Raw genomic sequence first — 19,394 nt, forward strand, 5'->3', positions numbered from 1 at the left:
GCGCCCTGGTGAACAGCTGTGCCGTCCGTCAGCCTGCCTGCAGGGGTACCTCCCCCTGCACCGCCTGGACGTCCAGCTCCACCTTCAGCGTCGCACCGATCGCGGCGATGCCCGCCTGGACGACCTGGTTGTAGTTCATGGCGAAGTCCTCCCGCCGCAGCTCCGTCGTCGCCCGGAAGGCGGCACGGGTGCCGCCCCAGGGGTCGGGGCCCGTGCCGAGGTAGGCGAGGTCCAGGTCCACCGGGCGTACGACCCCGTGCATGCCCAGCTCGCCGTGCACGGTCCAGCGGTCGGGGCCGTTCGCCGTCAGCCCCGTCGACCGGTAGGTGATCTCGGGATAGTTCTCCACGTCCAGGAAGTCCGGCGACTTCAGGTGTCCGTCCCGCATCGCGTTCCCCGTGTCGATGGAGGCGGCCCGGATGACCGCCTCCACCCGGGACTTGGCGATGTCGTCCGGGGCGATCTCGATCGCGCCGGTGAAGTCGGTGAACCGGCCGTGCACGCTGGAGATCCCCAGATGCTGGGCGACGGCACCCACGCTGGAGTGCGTCGGATCGATCGTCCACGGCCCCGGCGGGGGCAGCTCGGCCCCGCCCTGCCGGGCCAGCGTCACCGTGCCGACCTCGGCCCGGCCGCTTGCCGTGACGATCGCGCTCGCGGCGGCGGGCGCGTAGCCGACAGCCGTGACGATGACGGTGTACGCCCCCGGCTCCAGCGGGGTCGCATCCCGTACGGCTCCCTCCGCGTCCGCCTCCGCCCGCAGCACCTGCGTTCCGGTCATGTCGGTCACCGTGACGACCGCGTGCGACACGGCCCATCCGTCCCGGGTACGGATCCTCGCGGTCAGTCCCATCTCACGTACTCCTCAGAAGCTCAAAGAAACCGGCCCGTGGCGGGCGCACCTCCGCTCAGAGCGCGCCGCCGCCACGGGCCGGGGTTCTGCTACTCGCCGGGATGGGCGAGTTCGATGTCGTGGCCGTCGACGCCGGTGCCGGTGACCGTCAGTGCCGTCGCCGCCGGCGGGTAGCCGGTCGCGATGACCGTGTAGTCGCCGCTGTCGAGATCGGTGAAGGCGTACGCCCCGTCCGTCCCGGTGGTGGCGGTGCCGACGACGTTGCCCGCCGCGTCGACCAGCGTCACCCGGGCGTCGGCCAGCGGCCCGTGCGGCGCCCGTACGACGCCCTGCACCTGGGCGCCCGCGTCCAGGTCGACCTCGATGCGGGTGATGCCCGTGCCGCCCACCTCGACGGGCAGCGCACGCGGCCGGTAGCCGGCGGCGTTCACCGCGACGGTCACCGTCCCCGGCACCAGCTCGGCGAAGCCGAACTCGCCGTACTCACCAGTGGTCTGGCTGGCCAGCAGGTCGCCGCGCACATCGGTCACGATGACCATCGCGTCCTTCACGGGCAGCGCGTTGCCGACGGCCCGCACGACACCGGTCAGCCCGCTGGTGCCGCTGAGCAGGATGTCGTACGTGAGCGGCTCACCGTTCACGACGATCGTCGACGCCTGCGGCTGGAACCCGTCGGCGGAGGCGATCAGGACGTACGAGCCCGTGCCCGGCGCGTCCACCGCGTAGGAGCCGTCGGCCTGCGCGACCGACCGGCCCAGCTGGCGGCCCGAGAGGGAGATCAGCGTGACCGCGGCCTGCGGGACGGGCGCGCTCTCGGCGCCGCGGACCTGGCCGCGGACCGGGATGCCGTCGCCGGCGGGACCCGGCTCGGCTGCCGTGGTGGCGACCGCCGCGAGCCGCTGCGTCCCCTCGGGACCGGCCGTCGGCGCCGCGGCGCCGACGGCCGGGACCCGCTCCTGCGCGCCGGCCGGCGCGGGCACGTCGGCGGCCGTCTCCGCCTGGGTGGACTGCTGGGCGGACTGTGCCAGCGCCTGGGTCTTCAGCGGAACCTCCTTGATGAACAGGGAGAACAGCAGAGCGAGCAGCGCGACCGGCGCGGCGTAGAGGAACACGTCCGCGATGCCGTGGCCGTAGGCGCTCTCCAAGAGGGTGCGGATCGGGCCGGGCAGGGCGTCCATGTCCGGGATGCTGCCGGAGGAGCCGGCCTCGGAGAGCGCGGACGCGTACTTCCGGGGGAGGTCGGACGCCCCTTCCTCGACGTAGTGCGTGATGCGGGTGCTCAGGACCGCGCCCAGCGCGGAGACGCCCACCGCACCGCCGAGGGACCGGAAGAAGTTCACCACCGAGCTCGCCACGCCCAGGTCGCTCGGGTCCACCTGGTTCTGCGTGGCGAGCACCAGGTTCTGCATCATCATGCCGACGCCGAGGCCCAGCAGCGCCATGTAGACCGCCACGTGCCAGTACTCGGTGTCGTAGCGGATCGTGCCGAGCAGGCCGAGACCGCCGGTCACCAGCACACCGCCGGCCACCAGCCAGGCCTTCCAGCGTCCGGTGCGGGTGATGACCTGGCCGGAGACGGTGGAGGAGAGGAACAGACCGCCGATCAGCGGGATGGTCAGGACGCCGGACATGGTCGGCGACTCGTTCCGGGCCAGCTGGAAGTACTGGCTGAAGTAGATCGTGCCGGCGAACATCGCGATGCCGACGAACAGCGAGGCGAGCGAGGCCAGCGTGATGGTGCGGTTGCGGAACAGCCGCAGCGGGATGATCGGCTCGGACGCCTTGGACTCGACGATCAGGAAGATCACCAGCAGCGCGAGCGTGCCGCCGAGTATGGCGTACGTCTCGGTGGACACCCAGTCGTACTTGTCACCGGCGAAGGTCACCCAGACCAGCAGCAGGCAGACCGCGGCCGTGATGAAGAAGGCGCCCGCCCAGTCGACCTTGACCTTCCGCTTGACGACCGGGAGGTGCAGGGTGCGCTGGAGCACGATCAGGGCTATGACGGCGAAGGGCACGCCGACGTAGAAGCACCAGCGCCAGCCCAGCCAGTCGGTGTCGGTGATGACACCGCCGATCAGCGGGCCGCCGACCATCGCGGTCGCGAACGTGGCGCCGAGGTAGCCGTTGTACCGGCCGCGCTCACGCGGCGAGATCATCGCCGCCAGGATGATCTGGGCCAGCGAGGACAGACCGCCCATGCCGAGGCCCTGGACGGCGCGGAACGTGATCAGCATCTCCGGGTTCTGGGACAGACCGGCGGCCGCCGAGCCCACCACGAAGATCACCAGGGCCAGCTGGATCAGCAGCTTCTTGGAGAAGAGGTCGGCGAGCTTGCCCCACAGCGGAGTGGACGCGGTCATCGCCAGCAGCGACGCGGTCACCACCCAGGTGTAGGCGCTCTGGCCGCCGCCGAGGTCGCTGATGATGTCGGGCAGCGCGTTGGAGACGATCGTCGACGACAGGATCGCGACGAACATGCCGAGCAGCAGGCCGGTCAGCGCCTCCATGATCTGCCGGTGCGACATCGCAGCGCCGTCGGCGGAGCCGTGCGAGCCTCCCCCGTGCTTGGCGTGGGCCCGCACACCGGCTGGTGTGGTCGTTGCCATGGGCTTCCTATCTCTTACGCGCATCTCTTAGGTGCGTGCGGGTGTACGGGTGGTCGGGTCGGCAGGAGGGGCGGACCGGGCGGTGGACCGGCAGTCGCCGAAGCTGGTCCGGAGCCGGGTCATGAGCCGGGTGAGTTCACCGACCTCGTCGTCGGTCCAGTCGCTCAGCCGGTCGGCCAGCAGCTCTGTGGTCCGCCGGGTCAGCTCGTCGAGCTTGGCGCGGCCGGTCGGGGTCAGGCGCAGGATGCGCGAGCGCTTGTCCGCCGGGTCGGGGGAGCGTTCGATCCAGCCCCGCTCGGCGACATGGGTGACATGGCGGCTGGTGACCGACATGTCGACGGCCAGCAGCTCGGCGAGCCTGCCGATGCGGATGTCGCCGTGCCGGTCGAGCAGCGTCAGCACGGCGACCGAGCCGCCCGGGCAGTCGGTCGGCAGAATCCGGGCCATCTCCCGCTTCACGGCCCCGACGCCACTGAGCTGGCGGGCCAGCTCCTCGTACTGCGCCTGTTCGGCCATGGCATCTCCCGTGTTTGTTGCTTAGGGCAACCATAGATTTATTGGTTGCTGCAGGCAAACTAAATCGGGTGTACCGGGCATAAAAACTTGGCAAAGGCAAGTATTGGCGGATGTAAAGGTGCAGGTCGGGCCTGCCGGTGCCGTGACGAACCCCGCACTTGGGCAGCCCCGACGTTTTCGCTAGGGTCTCGGGCCATGGCCAACACCCAGAACCCCCAGGGCAACCACGACCCCGCCGGCAGCACCCAGATGTTCCGCGCGTTCGTCGACGAGGGCCCTCAGACCCGGCAGCAGGCGGCCGCCCCGGCGGGTCCCCGCCTCGGCCTGATCGTCGGCATCGTGGCCGCCGTCGTGATCGTCGCCGCGGTCGCCTGGCTCGCGCTGAAGTAGCTCACCCGCACGGGAAGCGGCTCACTCCCACCGGACGTCGACGTCCCGCGTCTCGATGTGCATGCCGAGCGGCACGCGCCACGCGTCGACGCACACCGTCCAGGACTCTTCCTTCCGCGCGCCGGCTGCGATCGGCGCCGGAAGTTTCCCGCTGGACTCGACCGTCCCCCAGTCGATGCCGAGCGCGCCGATGATGTGCGTCCCGAAGGTCACCGTGCCCGAACGCACCGCGGTTCCCCCGGTGTTGTGCAGGGCGAGCGTCACCTTCTCGCACCAGCGTTTGTCGGTGGGCTCCCGCACGGGCTCGCCCACACTCAGCGCGGCCGGCCCCTGAGGTGCCGTACGCGTGGGGGAGGGCGTCGGAGCCGGCGAATCCGCCTCCGTGGGAGCGGAATCCGCGCCCGAGGGAGCGTCGGCGGCCGGCCTGCTGTGATCGCCGCTCGTGGGGACGGAGCCGCTGCCTGCGCTCGGCGTGCCGTCCGGCGACGGCTGACCTGAACTTCCCCTGCCGGCAGAAGAGTTGGCCGAAGGGCTGCCCTCGCCCTCGCCCTCGCCTGCCGCCTCCGCTCCGTCGAGGGGCACCAGCCGCACGCCACCCGTCGGCTCCGCCGCCGTACGCCCGGACGGGCCTCCGCCCGCGCCGACCGCGACGTATCCGCCGTCCGCGCCGCCGCCTCCGTACCCGGCGAGTACCGCACCGAGGCAGACGACGGCCGCCGACGCACCGATCACGGCACCCCGGCGGCCACGGGTCCAGGTCGCTGGAAGCATCGCGCCATAGTGGCTGACACTCCGTCAAATAGGAAGCACTCAGTCGGAGATGAGCCCCTCACGCAGCTGGGCCAGGGTCCGGGTGAGGAGCCGGGAGACATGCATCTGGGAGATGCCGACCTCCTCGCCGATCTGCGACTGGGTCATGTTGGCGAAGAAGCGCAGCATGATGATCCGCCGCTCCCGGGGCGGGAGCTTGGCCAGCAGCGGCTTCAGGGATTCGCGGTACTCCACGCCCTCCAGCGCCGTGTCCTCGTAGCCGAGCCGGTCCGCCAGCGAGCCCTCGCCGCCGTCGTCCTCCGGGGCCGGGGAGTCCAGGGACGAGGCGGTGTAGGCGTTGCCCACCGCGAGGCCGTCGACAACGTCCTCCTCGGAGACACCGAGAACGGCGGCGAGTTCGGTCACGGTCGGGGAGCGGTCCAGCTTCTGGGACAGCTCGTCGCTGGCCTTCGTCAGGGCCAGGCGCAGCTCCTGGAGACGGCGCGGCACACGCACCGACCACGACGTGTCCCGGAAGAACCGCTTGATCTCGCCGACGACCGTGGGCATCGCGAACGTCGGGAACTCCACGCCCCGTTCGCAGTCGAACCGGTCGATGGCCTTGATCAGGCCGATCGTGCCGACCTGGACGATGTCCTCCATCGGCTCGTTGCGGGAGCGGAAGCGGGCGGCCGCGTAGCGCACGAGGGGGAGATTGAGCTCGATCAGGGTGTCCCGGACGTACGCGCGCTCCGGGCTGTCCTCGTCGAGCGCGGCGAGCCGCAGGAACAGGGAGCGGGAGAGGGTGCGGGTGTCGATGGACTCCGAGGCCGGCGGGGCCGGGGTGGGCGTGGCCTCGAGGGCCGGGGCCGGCGTGGCCTCGAGGGCCGATACGTCGTTGAGGGCGCCGATGGCGTCGAGCGCGTCGAGAGCCTCCGGCGCTGCCTCGCTCTTCGTGAGCGTCAGCACCTTCGAGCTGCCCTGGTCTGCGGACATGCCACCCCCTTTGGGTCGCGGGACGGTCGCGGCGAACGCTCCCGATGAGGAACGTCAGCCTTCACCTGAATACCGGCGCCGGGGCACCGGCAAACGCTCTTCCCGCAGAATGTCACATGTCGGCAACACGCTGTAGAGACATGTCGACACGTGAGATGCGAATCCGCCCTGGAAGAAGGGGGTCTGACGGTCCTTCGGTACAAATTCGACGGCAACGGCCCTGGTGAGCGATTCGCCCGTGCTGGTGATGCCTCGATCCCCCTTTCGGTTGTGCGCCGGTTCGATTCCCGGTGGCGGGGCGATCCGGTTTCACGGCCGGGGCCTGTCCGGCGTGCGGCTGGGCAACGCCCTTAAGGGGCGCGGGGAACTGCGCGACCAGCCACAACGGCGCCGCAGACGACCGACGGCCTGTCCCGGCACCCCGCGGAGCGCTACGCCTCGATCCGGTTCGCCGAACGCAGCCGCTGAAAGCTCCGTGCAAGCAGCCGCGACACATGCATCTGCGAGACCCCGAGCTCCGCACTGATCTGCGACTGGGTGAGGTTGCTGTAATAGCGCAGCAGCAGAATCCGCTGCTCGCGTTCCGGGAGCTGGACGAGCAGATGCCGGACCAGGTCGCGGTGCTCGACCCCGTCCAGGGCGGGGTCCTCGTAGCCGAGGCGGTCGAGCAGGCCGGGCAGGCCGTCGCCCTCCTGGGCCGCCTCCAGGGAGGTCGCGTGGTAGGACCGTCCGGCCTCGATGCAGGACAGCACCTCGTCCTCGGTGATGCGCAGCCGCTCGGCGATCTCGGCGGTCGTCGGGGTACGCCCGAAGGCGGTGGTCAGATCCTCGGTCGCGCTGTTGACCTGCACCCACAGTTCGTGCAGCCGGCGCGGTACGTGGACCGTGCGGACGTTGTCGCGGAAGTACCGCTTGATCTCCCCGACGACGGTCGGCATCGCGAAGGTCGGGAACTGCACGCCCCGGTCCGGGTCGAAACGGTCGATGGCGTTGATGAGCCCGATGGTGCCGACCTGGACGACGTCCTCCATGGGTTCGTTGCGGGAGCGGAAACGGGCGGCCGCGTAGCGTACGAGCGGAAGGTTGGCCTCGATCAGCGCCCCCCGCACCCGGGTGTGTTCCGGCGTGCCCGGCTCCAGCTTCTTGAGCTCGGCGAACAGAACCTGGGTGAGTGCCCGGGTGTCGGCGCCCCGGCTGCGCTGTGGCGCGGCCTCCTCCTCGGGGGGTGCTTGAGGCGCAGTACTGGCCGACACGGTCAACTCCACCTCATGGTCCATCAACACATCCGTCAAAAGCGGTCATAGCATCACAAGACATGTGCACCGTGTGCAAGCACCGCATAACGCCGTGTTGAAGGCGAGTTGGGGCATAAGATGCATGGGAGCCCCCCGCCGTTCCGGCGGAGGGCTCGGCGGTCCGTGGGCCTCAGATCTCGTAGTCGGCGATCACCCAAGTGGCGAACTCCCGCCACAGGGCGACGCCCGCCCGGTGCGCCGGATGCTCCACATAGCGCTTGAGGGCGTCCTGGTCGTCGACGGCCGAGTTGATCGCGAAGTCGTACGCGACGGGCCGGTCGCTGACGTTCCAGCCGAGCTCCCAGAAGCGCAGCTCCTCGATCTGGTCGCCGAGGGCCCGAAAGGCCTCGACGCCCTGCACGACGCGCGGGTCGTCACGCTCGACGCCCTCGTTGAGCTTGAACAGGACCAGGTGGCGGATCATGACTCTCCTCCGTTGGCGACCCAGGTCATGAAGTCACCGATGGCCTTGGCGGCGTCCGATATGCCCTCGAACCCTATCTGGACGTAGTCGGCGGCCTTGGACGGATCCGTGATGATCACGTAGAGCGCGAAGACCACAAGCACATAGACGGCGATCTTCTTCGAATTCACCGCCACTGCGGCCTCCCCTGTGCCTGCTGCGCCTGATGGGACCCCTGTTGCCGGCGGTGAGTGTAACTTCACGTCGTATTTGACGACCAACGCCTCGCCGGGCGGGATCCGCTGTCCCGGCATGTCCCGGCATGCACGAAGGGCCCCGTCTGACGACGGGGCCCTTTCTCGAGCGGTAGCGGAGGGATTTGAACCCTCGGTGACTTGCGCCACACTCGCTTTCGAGGCGAGCTCCTTCGGCCGCTCGGACACGCTACCGAGGGAGACCTTACAGCAAGGTGGGGCATGGTCCGAAATCGGTATTCGCGCCTGCCACGGCGGCCGGTCAGCGGTCGCGGAAGAAGTCGGTGAGCTGCCGGGCGCACTCCTCGGCGAGCACGCCCTCGATGACCTCGGGGCGGTGGTTGAGCCGCCGGTCGCGTATGACGTCCCAGAGGGAGCCGGCCGCGCCCGCCTTGTCGTCGCGGGCGCCGTAGACGACGCGGTCCACGCGGGACTGGACGATCGCGCCCGCGCACATCGTGCAGGGTTCGAGGGTGACGACGAGGGTGCAGCCGGCCAGCCGCCACCCACCGAGCTTCGCCGCCGCGCGGCGGATGGCGAGGACCTCGGCGTGCGCGGTCGGGTCGCCGGTGGCCTCGCGTTCGTTGTGCCCGGTGGCCAGCACGGTCGTACCGTCACCGGACAGCACGACCGCGCCGACGGGGACGTCGCCGCCGCGGACGGCCCGTTCGGCCTCGTCCAGGGCGTGCCGCATCGCGGCCCGCCAGCGGTCGCGTACCGGGTCTGGGGACCGTGCGGTGCCGGGCGGGGTCAGCGGACGGTCTCCAGGACGTCCGAGGCGCCCAGGGACTCGGCGATCGAGGTGAGGGCGTCCTCCGAGAGCGACAGCAGCTCCTTCTCGCTGACGCCCAGATCGTCGAGGACGGCGGTGTCGCCGACCGGGCCGTGCGGCACGGCCTCGGCGGAGCCGCCGTCGCCGGCGTCCGCGTCGGCGTCGTCGTCGGCGGGTTCACCGTCCTCGGTGCCGTCGAGGTCCAGGGAGTCCAGGTCGGCGCTGTCGTCGCCGGGCTCCCTGCCGAGCAGCTCGTCGGTGAGCAGGATCTCGCCGTAGCTGCTGCGGGCAGCCGCGGCGGCGTCCGAGACGTAGATCCGAGGGTCGTCCTCGCCATCGATGCGGACGACGCCGAACCAGGCGTCCTCCTGCTCGATCAGGACGAGCACCGTGTCGTCGTCGGGAGAGGCTTCCCGGGCCAGGTCGGCCAGATCCGACAGGGTCTCCACATCGTCGAGCTCTGTGTCGCTCGCTTCCCACCCGTCTTCGGTGCGCGCGAGCAGTGCGGCGAAGTACACCGTGACTCTCCCACTGGTCAGAGGCGTGCCGGTTGGGGATCCCCCCGGCGGAGGCTGCGGGCGGGGAGAGCTCGGGCTCCGAGTCCCACCCACTCGGAATCGTGGCAGAAACAAGGCGCTCAGGGGACGTCTTCGGCTCCCTGTGTCCGGCAGTTTTGATCGTACGTACGCGAACGACTCACCGGCGCACTCATTGCCGCCACCTGCGGATCGTACGCGGCTTTCGAGGCCGACCCCGCACGTCCACTCCCACAACGACCGTTTGGGGCGCAGATCTTCCCGCCGCCGGCCCGGGCAGTGGATCTACCAGCGGAACGTTCGCATGCGCATGGCGTGGCGCAGCCGGGCCGTCTTGGCGCGCCGGGGCTGGACGCGGTCACGAAGTTCTCGCGCTTCGGCGAGTTCGCGCAGGAACCGGGCCCGGCGCCGCCTCCGCTCGGCGTCGGTCTCCTGCGGCGTCGCGGCTGTGCGCCGTCCGGCGGAATCCCGGTCCCCCGGAGTGTCGCCCTCGGGCAGGTCAGGCAGGTCAGGCATAGGCAACCACCCCTATCCGTCACTCCCACCTTCCCCCGGACGGGGGGTTTGACGCCAGGGCGTGGCGGCCACGAAGCGCGGCTACTGTTGGGGACATGCGTCTCCACGTCGTCGACCACCCCCTGGTCGCCCACAAGCTCACCACGCTGCGCGACCAGCGCACCGACTCCGCGACCTTCCGCCGTCTCGCCGACGAGCTGGTCACCCTGCTCGCCTACGAGGCCACGCGCGACGTGCGCACCGAGCAGGTCGACATCACGACCCCGGTCGCCTCCACCACCGGCGTGAAGCTCTCCCACCCGCGCCCGCTGGTGGTGCCGATCCTGCGGGCCGGCCTCGGCATGCTGGACGGCATGGTCCGGCTGCTGCCGACCGCCGAGGTGGGCTTCCTGGGCATGATCCGCAACGAGGAGACGCTGCAGGCGTCCACGTATGCCACCCGTATGCCGGAGGACCTCTCCGGGCGGCAGGTGTACGTCCTGGACCCGATGCTCGCCACCGGCGGCACACTGGTCGCGGCGATCCAGGAGCTGATCAAGCGCGGCGCCGACGATGTGACCGCGGTGGTGCTGCTGGCCGCCCCGGAGGGCGTCGAGCTCATGGAGCGCGAACTGGCGGGCACCCCGGTGACGGTGGTGACGGCCTCGGTCGACGAGCGCCTCAACGAGAGCGGCTACATCGTGCCGGGCCTGGGCGACGCCGGGGACCGGATGTACGGGGCGGCCGAATAGGGCCCTGCTGAAGCCTCGTACGAGGCTTCAGCAGCTCTTCTTCGACGCGGTGGGCGTCGGCTCCGGCTCGGCCAGTGCGGCCAGCGCCGCGGCGGCGTCCGCCTGCTTCGTCAGCCCCTTGAAGCCGTTGCCGAGGATCAGGTCGACGGCCGGGCCCTTGCGTCCGGCGTCGGTGCGGCGTTCGGCGGTGGTGAGCTGGGTGGCGAGGACGGGCAGCGAGGTGTTCAGGGACGCGTCGGGGCCGAGGAGTATGCCGGTGCCGCGGACCTTCTTGTCGAACTCCTTCGGCGCGTTGCCCACGTCGCCGATCCTGAAGCCACGTTTCTTCAGTTCGTCGGCGGTCTGCTTGGCGAGGCCGCTGCGGGTCGTGGCGTTGAGCACGTTGACGGTGATCGCGCGGGGCTCGGGCAGGTCCCTGGCCGCGCTGGGCGAGGGGCTCGCCTTGGTCGCGCAGTCCGCCTTGGAGCCGGCGGCCGAGGCCTTGTCGCCGCCGGTGAAGACGTCGACGAGCTGGAGGGTTCCCCAGCCGAGGACGCCGAGCACGGCGACGGAGGCGGTGACGAGGAGTACGAGCCTGCCGCGCCGCCGGGGCGGGCGCATCCGCGGGTACTTGTCCCCCGTGATGCGGTACTGGCCGCCCATGCCGGGGGGAGTCAGCATGCTCATGGGCGCAGCGTAGTGCGCCCGGGCGGCAATGCCTACTAGATGATCATTCGACGCCGCTCAGGAGAACCCGAAAGGGCCAAGCCGTTGCCGGCGGGTGCCTCGGGCGGGCCTCAGTCCAGCTCGAGCACGCGGGCGTGCAGCACCTGGCGTTGCTGGAGGGCCGCCCGCACCGCGCGGTGGAGGCCGTCCTCCAGATACAGGTCTCCCTGCCACTTCACGACGTGCGCGAAGAGGTCGCCGTAGAACGTCGAGTCCTCGGCCAGCAGGGTCTCGAGGTCGAGCTGCTGCTTGGTCGTCACGAGCTGATCGAGGCGGACCGGGCGCGGCGCGACGTCCGCCCACTGCCGGGTGCTTTCCCGGCCGTGGTCGGGGTACGGCCGGCCGTTTCCGATGCGCTTGAAGATCACACGGAAAGCCTACCGGTCAAGCCTCCCCGGCCGCAGCTTCCCGGCTCGGGCCGTGCTGGTCAAGTGCGCGCAAATCATGGTCAATACCGGTCAAAGGGGGTGGGTGTGGATGAGGCCGCCCGCAGAAAGCGGTGAGCCGGACGCCCCGTGCGGGGCGTCCGGGCTTCACGTCAACCGCGCCGCCGCTCCCCGACGTGGCCGGGCTGTTGCTGCGGCTTGGCTTCCTTCGCTTCCGGTTTCGGGGCACTGCGGGCGGCCTCCGCGCGCACCAGGGCGCGCAGCACCGCGTAGGGATCTGAGGGCATGGCTGCTTCTTCCTTGCGTCCGTCTGTCTTCCTTGCGTCGTACTGACCGGCCTGGGGGACGACGGGTGCATCAGCAGCGCAGGACCACGGAACGCAGGGCGCTTGGGGTGTACGGCGGCCAGGACGGGGCCGGGCAGAGGCGGGCCGGCATCCCGTGGGGCGCCGGGGCCGGTGCGCGGACCGGCCGCTGCGGCAGGGCGGGCTGGTGCACGGCCCGCCCCGGCGGCCGTACGGCGGTGTCCAGCACGTCGCCCTCGGTCACCTCGCCCACCACGGTCACGGCGGGCACGGCGACCGCTTCGGTGTGCGCCGCCGGCACGAGCAGGGCGAGCAACAGCACGACCATCCGGGCCCAGCGACCCGGAGACGGGACGGCATTCACGGCTGCTCACCTCCCCGGCGGGCGGACGAGGCCCTTGGGGCCTGCGCTATTCGCTCGCTCGGCGTAGCGGGCTCGGGCATGACGGGCATGAGGTTCTCCCGGTCACAGCTCGCGGGGGACGTGGCGGGTGAGGGCGCGGATGCGCAGCGCCGTGAGGAGCTCGACGATGCCCACCGCGACCAGCCAGCAGCCGCCGACGATCGTGAGGACGGCGACCGACTCGAACGGGGAGACGATCAGAACGACGCCGGCGAGGACGGTGACGATGCCGAGGAGGATCTGCCAGCCGCGGGCGGGCACCGCCGGGTCGGACGCGGCGGCCAGGGTCTGGGTGATCCCGCGGAACAGCCAGCCGATGCCGATCCACAGCGCGAGCAGCAGGATCGACTGCATGGCGCCGCGGAAGCAGAACAGGCCGAGCAGGATCGACAGGGCGCCGCTGATGAAGGCCAGCACACGCAGCGAGGTCGTCTTGTGGGTGCCGAAGGCGGAGGCGAGCTGGAGGACGCCGCTGACGAGGAGGTAGAGGCCGAAGAGGATGCCGGCGGCCAGCAGCGTGGCGTCCGGCCAGAACAGGACCAGGACGCCCAGGGCCAGCGAGGCGATCCCGGTGACCAGCACGACCTGCCAGGCGGCGCGGGAGATCAGGTGCAGCGGTCCCTCGAAGGGCGGTTCGGGGCCGTCGTACGGCGGGCGCGGCGCGTGCGGGTCACGGGTGGCGTGCACGCGCCGGTCGTCGTACTCGGGACCCCAGGGGGAGCCGCTCGGTGGCTCGGTCATGCTCCATGCTGGGAACGCCGACGAACGGCCCGCATTTTGGAGCGGGCCACTCGGCTGACAGCTGCTTCTTCGCGGCCCTGGCCGCCGCCCGCACCCTGGCCGGCGACTCCGGCTCGCCGTAGGCGCCCTTCCGGACGGCGCTCACATCACCGTCGTAGTGCTCGGCGAGGTACTGGCACCACTGCTGGATCCGCCGCGTCCGGTGTCAGGTCGCGCGCCAGTACCCCAGCGCGTGCATACGGTCCTTCGGCACGGACAGGTCCTTGCGGACGTACGCCGACAGCGTGCGGGTCGTCGCGGTGTCGCAGGCGATCCAGACGTACGGGTGCGGGGTGGCCGCCAGGAGTTCGGGCAGCGTCGTCTTCACGTCGTCGACCAGGTGTCCGCGGGGGAGCGTGCGCAGCTCGTGGCGGTCGTTGTCCCCCCGGTACGGCAGTCCGGCCGGCTCGCCCTCGAACCAGATCGTCGCCGGCGCCGAACCCAGTTCGTCGAGGAGGGAGTTGAGCGCGGGCAGCGAGGCCGGGTCCCCGATCGCGAAGACGTGCGAGGGCTCGGGATGGGGCCGCTGGAACCCCGTTCCCTGCACCGTCGCCTCGATCGTGTCCCCTGGCTTCGCCGCCCGCGCCCAGTCACTGGCGCACCCCTCGTGGAGTGCGAACTCGAGGCTGAAGGTGCCGGCCGCCGGATCCGGGTCGACCAGCGTGTACGCCCGCTGGTGCGGCTTTCCCGCGTTGTCGAACCACAGCCGGACCCACATCGTCGGGTGGACGCCGGTCGCCGCGAGCATCCCGCCGTCGGTGAGGTGGAGCCGCCGGTACTCGGCGGTGACGTCCTCGGCGCCCGTCACGGTGAACACGAAGTCCTTCGCCCGCAACAGCCTGAGGACCGTGCCCTCCCAACCCCGCCCCTGCCCCATCGCGTCTTCACCCTTCGCGTACGATTCCGCCACGACTCACTTAGGTGAGCCTAACCTAAAGCACAGGAGGGTGACAGGGTGACCACCGAGATCCACCGCGATGCCTGGGGCATCCCGCATCTGCGCGCTTCCGGCGCCCGCGAACTCGCCCGCGCCCAGGGCCGGGTCACCGCCCTCGACCGCGCCTGGCAACTGGAGGTCGAACGCCACCGCGCCCAGGGCACCTCGGCGTCCTTCCTCGGTCCGGACGCCGTGGCCTGGGACGTCTTCGCGAGACGGGCGCGACTGGACGACACGGCGAGACGTTGCTTCGACGCGCTGGACCCCGACACGTCCGACTGGGTCCGGGCCTACGTCGACGGCGTCAACGAGGGCCTCGCCGAAGGCGCCCGCCGTACGCCCGAGTTCGCCGCGACCGGACTGGCCCCCGGCCACTGGGAGCCCTGGACCCCGCTCGGCGTCTGGCTCGCCACGCACATCCTGTTCGCGGGCTTCCCGGCGAAGCTCTGGCGCGAGCAGGTCGTACGGCACCTGGGACCGCAGGCGGTGGGGCTGTTCGCCACCGACGGTCCCGGCACCTCCGGCAGCAACGGCTGGCTGGTCGCCGGCGAACGCACCGTCACCGGGCAGGCCGTCATCGCGGGCGACCCGCACCGGTTCATCGAGGACCCCGGTGTGTACCAGCAGATCCGCCTGTGCTGCCCGGAGTTCGACGTCGTCGGCCTCGCCGTCCCCGGTGTCCCCGGCATCGCCCACTTCGGCCACACCGGCACGGTCGCCTGGGCCATCACCAACGCCATGGCCGACTACCAGGACCTCTACCGGGAGCGGCTGCGGCGCACCGGCGCCGGTGTCGAGGCGCTCGGCCCGGACGGGCGCTGGCAACGGGCCGCGCGGCACACGGAGTTCGTCGAGGTCGGCGGTGCGGAGCGGGTGCCGGTCGAGGTGATCGAGACCGAACGGGGACCGGTCGTCGCCGGTGGACCCGAGGGGCTCGACGACGGCACCCCCCTCGCCCTCAGCCTCCGCTACCCGCCCCGCGTCACCGGCGACCTCGGCTTCGCCGCCCTGCTGCCGCTGCTGCGGGCCCGCACGGTCGCCGACGTCGACCGCGCCTTCGACGTATGGGCCGAGCCGGTCAACGTCGTCCAGGCCGCCGACACCGAGGGCGGGACCCTGCACCGGGTCGCGGGCCGGGTACCGGTGCGCGCCGAGGCCAACCGCATCCGGCTGGTCCCCGCCTGGGAGCCCGGCCACGAGTGGCGCGGCTGGCACGAGATGCCCCGCGCGGGCCTGACCGACGGCATCGCGGTGATGGCCAACCAGCGCGGCCCCGCCACCCCCCTCGGCGTCGAGTTCGCCGCGCCGCACCGCGCCGGCCGGATCGCCGCGCTGCTGGGCGAGAAGGACCAGTGGTCGGCAGCCGACATGCCCGCGATCCACACCGACACCCACCTCGCCTCCGCCGGGCCCCTCCTCGCCCACCTCGAGGCCCTCGACGACCTGTCCCCCGACGCCGCCGCCCTGCGCGAGAGCCTCCTGCGCTGGGACCGCCGGATGGACGCGGCCAGCCCCGAGGCCGCCGCCTACGCGGCCCTGCGCGGCGCGGTGGTCCGCCGGCTCGCCGCCCACCCGGCGTTCACCCCGCTGACCGAGCCGCCCGCCTACCCGGAGGTCCTGCTTCCGTGGCTCGCGCCCGTCCCGCGCATCGGCCTCGCCCTGGAACATCTGCTGAGCACGGAGGAGTTGTACGGCATCGACCGCGCCGCGATCGTCCGGGACGCGGTCCGGGAGGTCGCCGGGCAGCCGCAGCGCACCTGGGGCGACACCCACCGTCTCGCTCCGTGGCGGGCCCTGGCCGGCCCGTCGGACGACGAGCCCGGCCTGTCCGGCGACCACGACTGTGTGCTGTGCACCTCCGCCGTCCCCGGCCTCACCGACCGCGCCGCACGCGGCCCGGCCGCCCGTTACGTGTGGGACCTGGCCCGCCGCGAGGACAGCCGGTGGGTGGTGCCCTTCGGCGCGTCCGGCGTCCCCGGCTCGCCCCACCACCGCGACCAACTCCCCTTGTGGCTCAGGGGAGATCTCGTGCCCGTCGTCACCGACTGGGCCCGTCTGACGAAGGAGACCGACGATGTCTGACCCGTACGCCGCCCGCACCGCCGTCCACGAACAGGCGGTCGACGGATTCGGCACCGTCCGCATCCTGCCCCTGGACGCGAAGGGCGACGCCGAGGTGATCCACGGCTGGGTCAGCGAGGAACGGGCCGCCTTCTGGGGCATGAACGGCCTCACGCCGGACCAGGTCGCCGACATCTACGCGCACATGGACACCCTCGACACCCACCACGCCCACCTGGTCGTGCGGGACGGCGCACCGGTCGCGCTGCTCCAGACGTACGAGCCCGGCGCGGACCGGGTCGGCGAGGCTTACCAGGTCCGCCCCGGCGACATCGGCATCCACCTGCTGCTCGCGCCCACCGGACCGGGTGGCGCACACCCCGGCTGGACGGCGCTGCTGGTGTCCGCCATCACCTCGTACGTGCTGCTCACCCTGGACCGGCAGCGGATCGTGGTCGACCCCGACGTGCGCAACGACAGGGCGATCGCCCGTTTCGTGCGGCAGGGCTTCGAAGCGGGGCCGAAGGTCGTGCTGCCGGAGATCGACCTGCCCGATGTGTACCTGCCGGAGAAGCAGGCTCAACTCGCCTTCCTCGACCGGGCGGTAGCCTTCCCGGCGTGACCCCAGAAGACCTCGTCGCGCACTACGCCATGGAGCCGATCCCCCGCGAGGGCGGCCTCTTCCGAGAGACCTGGGCGGGCCCCCGGCGGCCCGACGGGCGCCCGGAAGGCACCGCCATCGTCGCCCTGCTCAAGCGGGACGACTACTCCGCCCTGCACCGCCTGCCCACCGACGAGGTCTGGCACTTCTACCTCGGCGACCCGCTGGAACTCCTGCTCCTCGCCCCCGACGGCACCTCCCGCACCGCCGTGCTCGGACCGGACGTACTCGACGGCCAGCACCCCCAGTTCACCGTGCCGGCCGGTACCTGGATGGGCGGGCGGGTCGTCGAGGGCGGCGCCTGGACGTTCTTCGGCTGCACGATGGCACCCGGATTCACCTTCGAGGGATACGAACACGGGGACGCCGCCGACCTCACCGCCCGCTACCCGGACCGGGCCGACCGGATCGTGGACCTCTGCCGCCCGTGAAGCGTGTGCGTGAGCACACCGGCGCCCGCGTCCGTACGTATCGCGGAGACACATCCGACGACGGAGAAGCGATGGGGCTGCGCGATGGCGGACAACGGGACGACGGCGACCACGGAGCGCACGGACACCCCCGGCGACTTCACCGGCTGGTGCTGCTGGGCGCCGTGCTGGTCCTGCTCCTCCTCGGCGGGGCCGGCCCCGCGTCGGCCCACGCCGGACTCGGCAGCACCGACCCCCGCGACGGCACCCTCCTGGACGCCGCCCCCCGGCACCTCACCCTGACCTTCACCGAGTCCGTCGGCCTGCTCGACGACTCGGTCCGGGTCATCGCCCCCGACAACCGCCCGCTGCGCACCAGCGGGGCCGCACACGTGGACGGCAGCTCCGACACGGTCCGGCTGCGGCTGCCCGCCGGCCTGGAGGACGGCACGTACACCGTGGCCTGGCGCGTGGTCTCCGCGGACAGCCACCCCGTCTCCGGCGCGTTCATCTTCTCCGTCGGCGAACCCTCCGCGACCACCGTCGCCGTCACCGCCCCGGCCGAGGACCCGGCCACGACCTCGCTGTACAACATCGCCCGCTACTGCGCGTACGGCGGACTGGCCCTGCTCATCGGCGTCCTCGTGTTCACGGCCGCGGTCCTCGGCGGCCCCTCGAAGGCCCTGCGCCGGCTGATCCCCGCGGCCTGTCTCACCCTGCTGGTGTCCACCACCGCCCTGCTCATCCTGCGCGGCCCCTACGAGCGCGGCACCGGTCTCGCCGACGCCCTCGACCCGGCCGTCCTGCGCGCCACGCTCACCAGCAGACCGGGACTGGCGCTGCTGGCCCGGCTGGCGCTGCTGGCGGGGGCGTTCCTCCTCGTACGACGGTCCTGGCGCCGTCCGCACGCCGTGCTCGGCGTCCCCCTCGCCCTCGGCCTCGCCCTCACCTGGGCCGCCGCCGAGCACGCCTCCGCCGGCATCCAGGTGCCCGTGGCGATCACCTCCTCGGTGCTGCACCTGCTCGCCATGGCCGTCTGGCTGGGCGGTCTGACCGCCCTGCTCACCGTGCTGTACCGCGCCCCGCAGGACCTCACCGCCCCCGCCGTCACGCGCTTCTCCCGGCTGGCCTTCGTCTGCGTGGCCGTCCTGACCGTCACCGGCGTCTACCAGTCCTGGCGCGGCGTCGGCTCCCTCGACGCCCTCACCGGCACGACGTACGGCCGCCTCCTGCTCGTCAAGCTGGCCGCGGTGACCCTGCTGCTCGCGGCCGCGGCCGTCTCCCGCCGCTGGACGTCCCACTGGGCGGCACAGCCGGCCCGCACCACTGCCGCGGAGAGGGTTCCGGAACTGGTGGGGGGCCGGCCGGCGGGCGGGAGCGAACCGGTCGACGGTGCCCCCGTCCCCACCCCGACCCCCACCCCACCTCCCGACGGCGACCCGCACCGCCGTGCCCTGCGGCGCTCCGTCCTCGTCGAGTTCGTGACCGGAGTGCTCGTCCTGGTGATCACCACGCTCCTCACGGTCACCCTGCCGGGCCGGGTCGCGAGCGAGAGTGCCGCCGCTCAGGCGGCCCCGGCGGGCGGGGCGGCCGCCGCCTCCAGCACGATGGTCCCCTTCGACGTCGGCACGCCGAACGGGCGGGGCAAGGTGCAGGTCGAGCTCTCCCCCGGCCGCGTGGGCCGGAACCAGGTGCAGGCCGTGGTCTACGGCTCCGACGACGGCCTGTCCACCGTTCCCGAACTGCGGATGACGTTCACCCTGCGCGCGCAGGACGTCGGCCCGATCGACGCCCGGCTGGAGGACCGCGGCGGCTACTGGGTGACGGACACGCTCCGGCTCCCGCTGGCGGGCACCTGGACGATGCGGATCACCGTCCGGACCACGGAGATCGACCAGGTCACGGTGGAGAAGGACGTCCGCCTCGGCTAGGACAGGCCCGGGGCCCTGACCGGTTGTGTTGGTTTCTGTGACGGCCTGTGCGTGATCGCTGGGGCGTACGCGTGTGACGGTTACGTTTCAACAAAGAGTGACGGCCACTCTTGACGTATGACCGGACATGCGGCTGTTATTACGCCACCCTCGTGTTCGGTCAGGTTGTTTTCTGATTGGTTTCGACCAATTTT

At 71.7% G+C, this 19,394-nt stretch carries 23 protein-coding genes and 1 tRNA gene; 6 read left to right on the plus strand and 18 right to left on the minus strand.

What is annotated here, in order from left to right; translation table 11 throughout:
- Nucleotides 1-28: 28 nt before the first annotated feature.
- The 3 genes from ACFV7R_RS17740 to ACFV7R_RS17750 all read right to left on the minus strand — a co-directional run bounded on the left by ACFV7R_RS17740 (nucleotide 29) and on the right by ACFV7R_RS17750 (nucleotide 3,978).
- Nucleotides 29-853 (minus strand): YceI family protein, encoded by an 825-nt coding sequence (locus tag ACFV7R_RS17740; RefSeq protein WP_385264300.1) that lies wholly within the window; start codon nucleotides 851-853, stop codon nucleotides 29-31.
- Between the two features lie 89 nt (nucleotides 854-942).
- Nucleotides 943-3,462, minus strand: a complete 2,520-nt coding sequence (locus tag ACFV7R_RS17745) for an MFS transporter (RefSeq protein WP_385264301.1) — start codon at nucleotides 3,460-3,462, stop codon at nucleotides 943-945.
- 27 nt (nucleotides 3,463-3,489) lie between these two features.
- On the minus strand, nucleotides 3,490-3,978 hold the full coding sequence (locus ACFV7R_RS17750; RefSeq protein ID WP_385264303.1) for a MarR family winged helix-turn-helix transcriptional regulator: 489 nt from the start codon (nucleotides 3,976-3,978) through the stop codon (nucleotides 3,490-3,492).
- 195 nt (nucleotides 3,979-4,173) lie between these two features.
- Here ACFV7R_RS17750 and ACFV7R_RS17755 point away from each other — a divergent pair, with 195 nt between their 5' ends.
- The gene (locus tag ACFV7R_RS17755; protein WP_385264304.1) at nucleotides 4,174-4,368 is read left to right on the plus strand and encodes a hypothetical protein; all 195 of its coding nucleotides are present in this window, start codon (nucleotides 4,174-4,176) and stop codon (nucleotides 4,366-4,368) included.
- A gap of 21 nt (nucleotides 4,369-4,389) precedes the next feature.
- On the opposite strand, the gene ACFV7R_RS17760 is transcribed toward ACFV7R_RS17755, so the two are convergent.
- From ACFV7R_RS17760 to ACFV7R_RS17800, 9 genes are all read right to left on the minus strand, one after another.
- The gene (locus ACFV7R_RS17760) at nucleotides 4,390-5,139 is read right to left on the minus strand and encodes a hypothetical protein (protein WP_385264305.1); all 750 of its coding nucleotides are present in this window, start codon (nucleotides 5,137-5,139) and stop codon (nucleotides 4,390-4,392) included.
- 39 nt (nucleotides 5,140-5,178) lie between these two features.
- On the minus strand, nucleotides 5,179-6,114 hold the full coding sequence (locus ACFV7R_RS17765) for an RNA polymerase sigma factor SigF (protein WP_385264307.1): 936 nt from the start codon (nucleotides 6,112-6,114) through the stop codon (nucleotides 5,179-5,181).
- Between the two features lie 431 nt (nucleotides 6,115-6,545).
- Nucleotides 6,546-7,391, minus strand: coding sequence for an RNA polymerase sigma factor SigF (locus ACFV7R_RS17770; RefSeq protein WP_206306856.1), 846 nt, complete (start codon nucleotides 7,389-7,391; stop codon nucleotides 6,546-6,548).
- 148 nt (nucleotides 7,392-7,539) lie between these two features.
- Complete coding sequence (locus ACFV7R_RS17775; RefSeq protein WP_385264309.1) at nucleotides 7,540-7,833, minus strand: Dabb family protein; 294 nt, start codon at nucleotides 7,831-7,833, stop codon at nucleotides 7,540-7,542.
- Nucleotides 7,830-8,009, minus strand: coding sequence for a hypothetical protein (locus ACFV7R_RS17780; RefSeq protein ID WP_129798666.1), 180 nt, complete (start codon nucleotides 8,007-8,009; stop codon nucleotides 7,830-7,832). The genes ACFV7R_RS17775 and ACFV7R_RS17780 overlap by 4 nt, the downstream gene beginning before the upstream one ends.
- Nucleotides 8,010-8,176: 167 nt before the next feature.
- Nucleotides 8,177-8,261, minus strand: a tRNA-Ser gene (locus ACFV7R_RS17785).
- Between the two features lie 67 nt (nucleotides 8,262-8,328).
- Nucleotides 8,329-8,760: a tRNA adenosine(34) deaminase TadA gene (tadA, locus tag ACFV7R_RS17790; protein WP_385264311.1), complete on the minus strand. Its 432-nt coding sequence runs from the start codon at nucleotides 8,758-8,760 to the stop codon at nucleotides 8,329-8,331.
- A gap of 56 nt (nucleotides 8,761-8,816) precedes the next feature.
- Entirely contained in the window at nucleotides 8,817-9,356 is a 540-nt protein-coding gene (locus ACFV7R_RS17795) for a hypothetical protein (RefSeq protein ID WP_129798664.1), read from the minus strand.
- A 303-nt stretch (nucleotides 9,357-9,659) separates the two neighbouring features.
- Nucleotides 9,660-9,890: a hypothetical protein gene (locus ACFV7R_RS17800; RefSeq protein ID WP_224737178.1), complete on the minus strand. Its 231-nt coding sequence runs from the start codon at nucleotides 9,888-9,890 to the stop codon at nucleotides 9,660-9,662.
- A gap of 95 nt (nucleotides 9,891-9,985) precedes the next feature.
- On the opposite strand from ACFV7R_RS17800, the gene upp reads away from it, so the two are divergent.
- Nucleotides 9,986-10,621, plus strand: coding sequence for a uracil phosphoribosyltransferase (upp, locus tag ACFV7R_RS17805; protein WP_385264313.1), 636 nt, complete (start codon nucleotides 9,986-9,988; stop codon nucleotides 10,619-10,621).
- Between the two features lie 27 nt (nucleotides 10,622-10,648).
- Here the strand turns inward: upp and ACFV7R_RS17810 are convergent, their stop codons facing one another.
- From ACFV7R_RS17810 to ACFV7R_RS17835, 6 genes are all read right to left on the minus strand, one after another.
- Nucleotides 10,649-11,263: a LytR C-terminal domain-containing protein gene (locus ACFV7R_RS17810; protein WP_385264431.1), complete on the minus strand. Its 615-nt coding sequence runs from the start codon at nucleotides 11,261-11,263 to the stop codon at nucleotides 10,649-10,651.
- A 134-nt stretch (nucleotides 11,264-11,397) separates the two neighbouring features.
- Nucleotides 11,398-11,694 (minus strand): type II toxin-antitoxin system VapB family antitoxin, encoded by a 297-nt coding sequence (locus tag ACFV7R_RS17815; protein WP_004943146.1) that lies wholly within the window; start codon nucleotides 11,692-11,694, stop codon nucleotides 11,398-11,400.
- 170 nt (nucleotides 11,695-11,864) lie between these two features.
- Entirely contained in the window at nucleotides 11,865-11,999 is a 135-nt protein-coding gene (locus ACFV7R_RS17820) for a hypothetical protein (protein WP_263495087.1), read from the minus strand.
- A gap of 70 nt (nucleotides 12,000-12,069) precedes the next feature.
- Entirely contained in the window at nucleotides 12,070-12,381 is a 312-nt protein-coding gene (locus tag ACFV7R_RS17825) for a hypothetical protein (protein WP_385264314.1), read from the minus strand.
- Between the two features lie 102 nt (nucleotides 12,382-12,483).
- Nucleotides 12,484-13,161 carry an HdeD family acid-resistance protein gene (locus ACFV7R_RS17830; protein WP_385264316.1) on the minus strand — a complete coding sequence of 226 codons (678 nt, stop codon included), beginning with the start codon at nucleotides 13,159-13,161 and terminating at the stop codon, nucleotides 12,484-12,486.
- 205 nt (nucleotides 13,162-13,366) lie between these two features.
- Complete coding sequence (locus ACFV7R_RS17835; protein ID WP_385264317.1) at nucleotides 13,367-14,077, minus strand: siderophore-interacting protein; 711 nt, start codon at nucleotides 14,075-14,077, stop codon at nucleotides 13,367-13,369.
- A 78-nt stretch (nucleotides 14,078-14,155) separates the two neighbouring features.
- Between ACFV7R_RS17835 and ACFV7R_RS17840 the strand changes: the two genes are divergently transcribed.
- From ACFV7R_RS17840 to ACFV7R_RS17855, 4 genes are all read left to right on the plus strand, one after another.
- On the plus strand, nucleotides 14,156-16,219 hold the full coding sequence (locus ACFV7R_RS17840) for a penicillin acylase family protein (RefSeq protein WP_385264318.1): 2,064 nt from the start codon (nucleotides 14,156-14,158) through the stop codon (nucleotides 16,217-16,219).
- A complete protein-coding gene (locus tag ACFV7R_RS17845; protein WP_385264320.1) occupies nucleotides 16,212-16,820 on the plus strand; it encodes a GNAT family N-acetyltransferase in 609 nt (202 codons plus the stop codon). The genes ACFV7R_RS17840 and ACFV7R_RS17845 overlap by 8 nt, the downstream gene beginning before the upstream one ends.
- Nucleotides 16,817-17,290, plus strand: a complete 474-nt coding sequence (locus ACFV7R_RS17850; RefSeq protein WP_385264321.1) for a cupin domain-containing protein — start codon at nucleotides 16,817-16,819, stop codon at nucleotides 17,288-17,290. Before ACFV7R_RS17845 ends, ACFV7R_RS17850 begins: the two co-directional genes overlap by 4 nt.
- Nucleotides 17,291-17,361: 71 nt before the next feature.
- The gene (locus ACFV7R_RS17855; protein ID WP_385264323.1) at nucleotides 17,362-19,200 is read left to right on the plus strand and encodes a copper resistance CopC/CopD family protein; all 1,839 of its coding nucleotides are present in this window, start codon (nucleotides 17,362-17,364) and stop codon (nucleotides 19,198-19,200) included.
- Nucleotides 19,201-19,394 lie beyond the last annotated feature (194 nt).

The organism is Streptomyces sp. NPDC059866 (assembly GCF_042731325.1).
Taxonomy (GTDB): domain Bacteria; phylum Actinomycetota; class Actinomycetes; order Streptomycetales; family Streptomycetaceae; genus Streptomyces; species Streptomyces flavusporus.

Excerpts from the sequence above, each read along its gene's own strand:
- ACFV7R_RS17740 (WP_385264300.1), bottom strand. The coding sequence starts at position 853 with ATGGGACTGACCGCGAGGATCCGTACCCGGGACGGATGGGCCGTGTCG.
- ACFV7R_RS17760 (WP_385264305.1), bottom strand. The coding sequence starts at position 5,139 with ATGCTTCCAGCGACCTGGACCCGTGGCCGCCGGGGTGCCGTGATCGGT.
- ACFV7R_RS17750 (WP_385264303.1), bottom strand. The coding sequence starts at position 3,978 with ATGGCCGAACAGGCGCAGTACGAGGAGCTGGCCCGCCAGCTCAGTGGC.
- ACFV7R_RS17835 (WP_385264317.1), bottom strand. The coding sequence starts at position 14,077 with ATGGGGCAGGGGCGGGGTTGGGAGGGCACGGTCCTCAGGCTGTTGCGG.
- ACFV7R_RS17820 (WP_263495087.1), bottom strand. The coding sequence starts at position 11,999 with ATGCCCTCAGATCCCTACGCGGTGCTGCGCGCCCTGGTGCGCGCGGAG.
- ACFV7R_RS17855 (WP_385264323.1), top strand. The coding sequence starts at position 17,362 with ATGGGGCTGCGCGATGGCGGACAACGGGACGACGGCGACCACGGAGCG.
- ACFV7R_RS17745 (WP_385264301.1), bottom strand. The coding sequence starts at position 3,462 with ATGGCAACGACCACACCAGCCGGTGTGCGGGCCCACGCCAAGCACGGG.
- ACFV7R_RS17800 (WP_224737178.1), bottom strand. The coding sequence starts at position 9,890 with ATGCCTGACCTGCCTGACCTGCCCGAGGGCGACACTCCGGGGGACCGG.
- ACFV7R_RS17765 (WP_385264307.1), bottom strand. The coding sequence starts at position 6,114 with ATGTCCGCAGACCAGGGCAGCTCGAAGGTGCTGACGCTCACGAAGAGC.
- ACFV7R_RS17755 (WP_385264304.1), top strand. The coding sequence starts at position 4,174 with ATGGCCAACACCCAGAACCCCCAGGGCAACCACGACCCCGCCGGCAGC.
- ACFV7R_RS17845 (WP_385264320.1), top strand. The coding sequence starts at position 16,212 with ATGTCTGACCCGTACGCCGCCCGCACCGCCGTCCACGAACAGGCGGTC.
- ACFV7R_RS17770 (WP_206306856.1), bottom strand. The coding sequence starts at position 7,391 with ATGGACCATGAGGTGGAGTTGACCGTGTCGGCCAGTACTGCGCCTCAA.
- tadA (WP_385264311.1), bottom strand. The coding sequence starts at position 8,760 with ATGCGGCACGCCCTGGACGAGGCCGAACGGGCCGTCCGCGGCGGCGAC.
- ACFV7R_RS17810 (WP_385264431.1), bottom strand. The coding sequence starts at position 11,263 with ATGGGCGGCCAGTACCGCATCACGGGGGACAAGTACCCGCGGATGCGC.
- ACFV7R_RS17830 (WP_385264316.1), bottom strand. The coding sequence starts at position 13,161 with ATGACCGAGCCACCGAGCGGCTCCCCCTGGGGTCCCGAGTACGACGAC.
- ACFV7R_RS17775 (WP_385264309.1), bottom strand. The coding sequence starts at position 7,833 with ATGATCCGCCACCTGGTCCTGTTCAAGCTCAACGAGGGCGTCGAGCGT.
- upp (WP_385264313.1), top strand. The coding sequence starts at position 9,986 with ATGCGTCTCCACGTCGTCGACCACCCCCTGGTCGCCCACAAGCTCACC.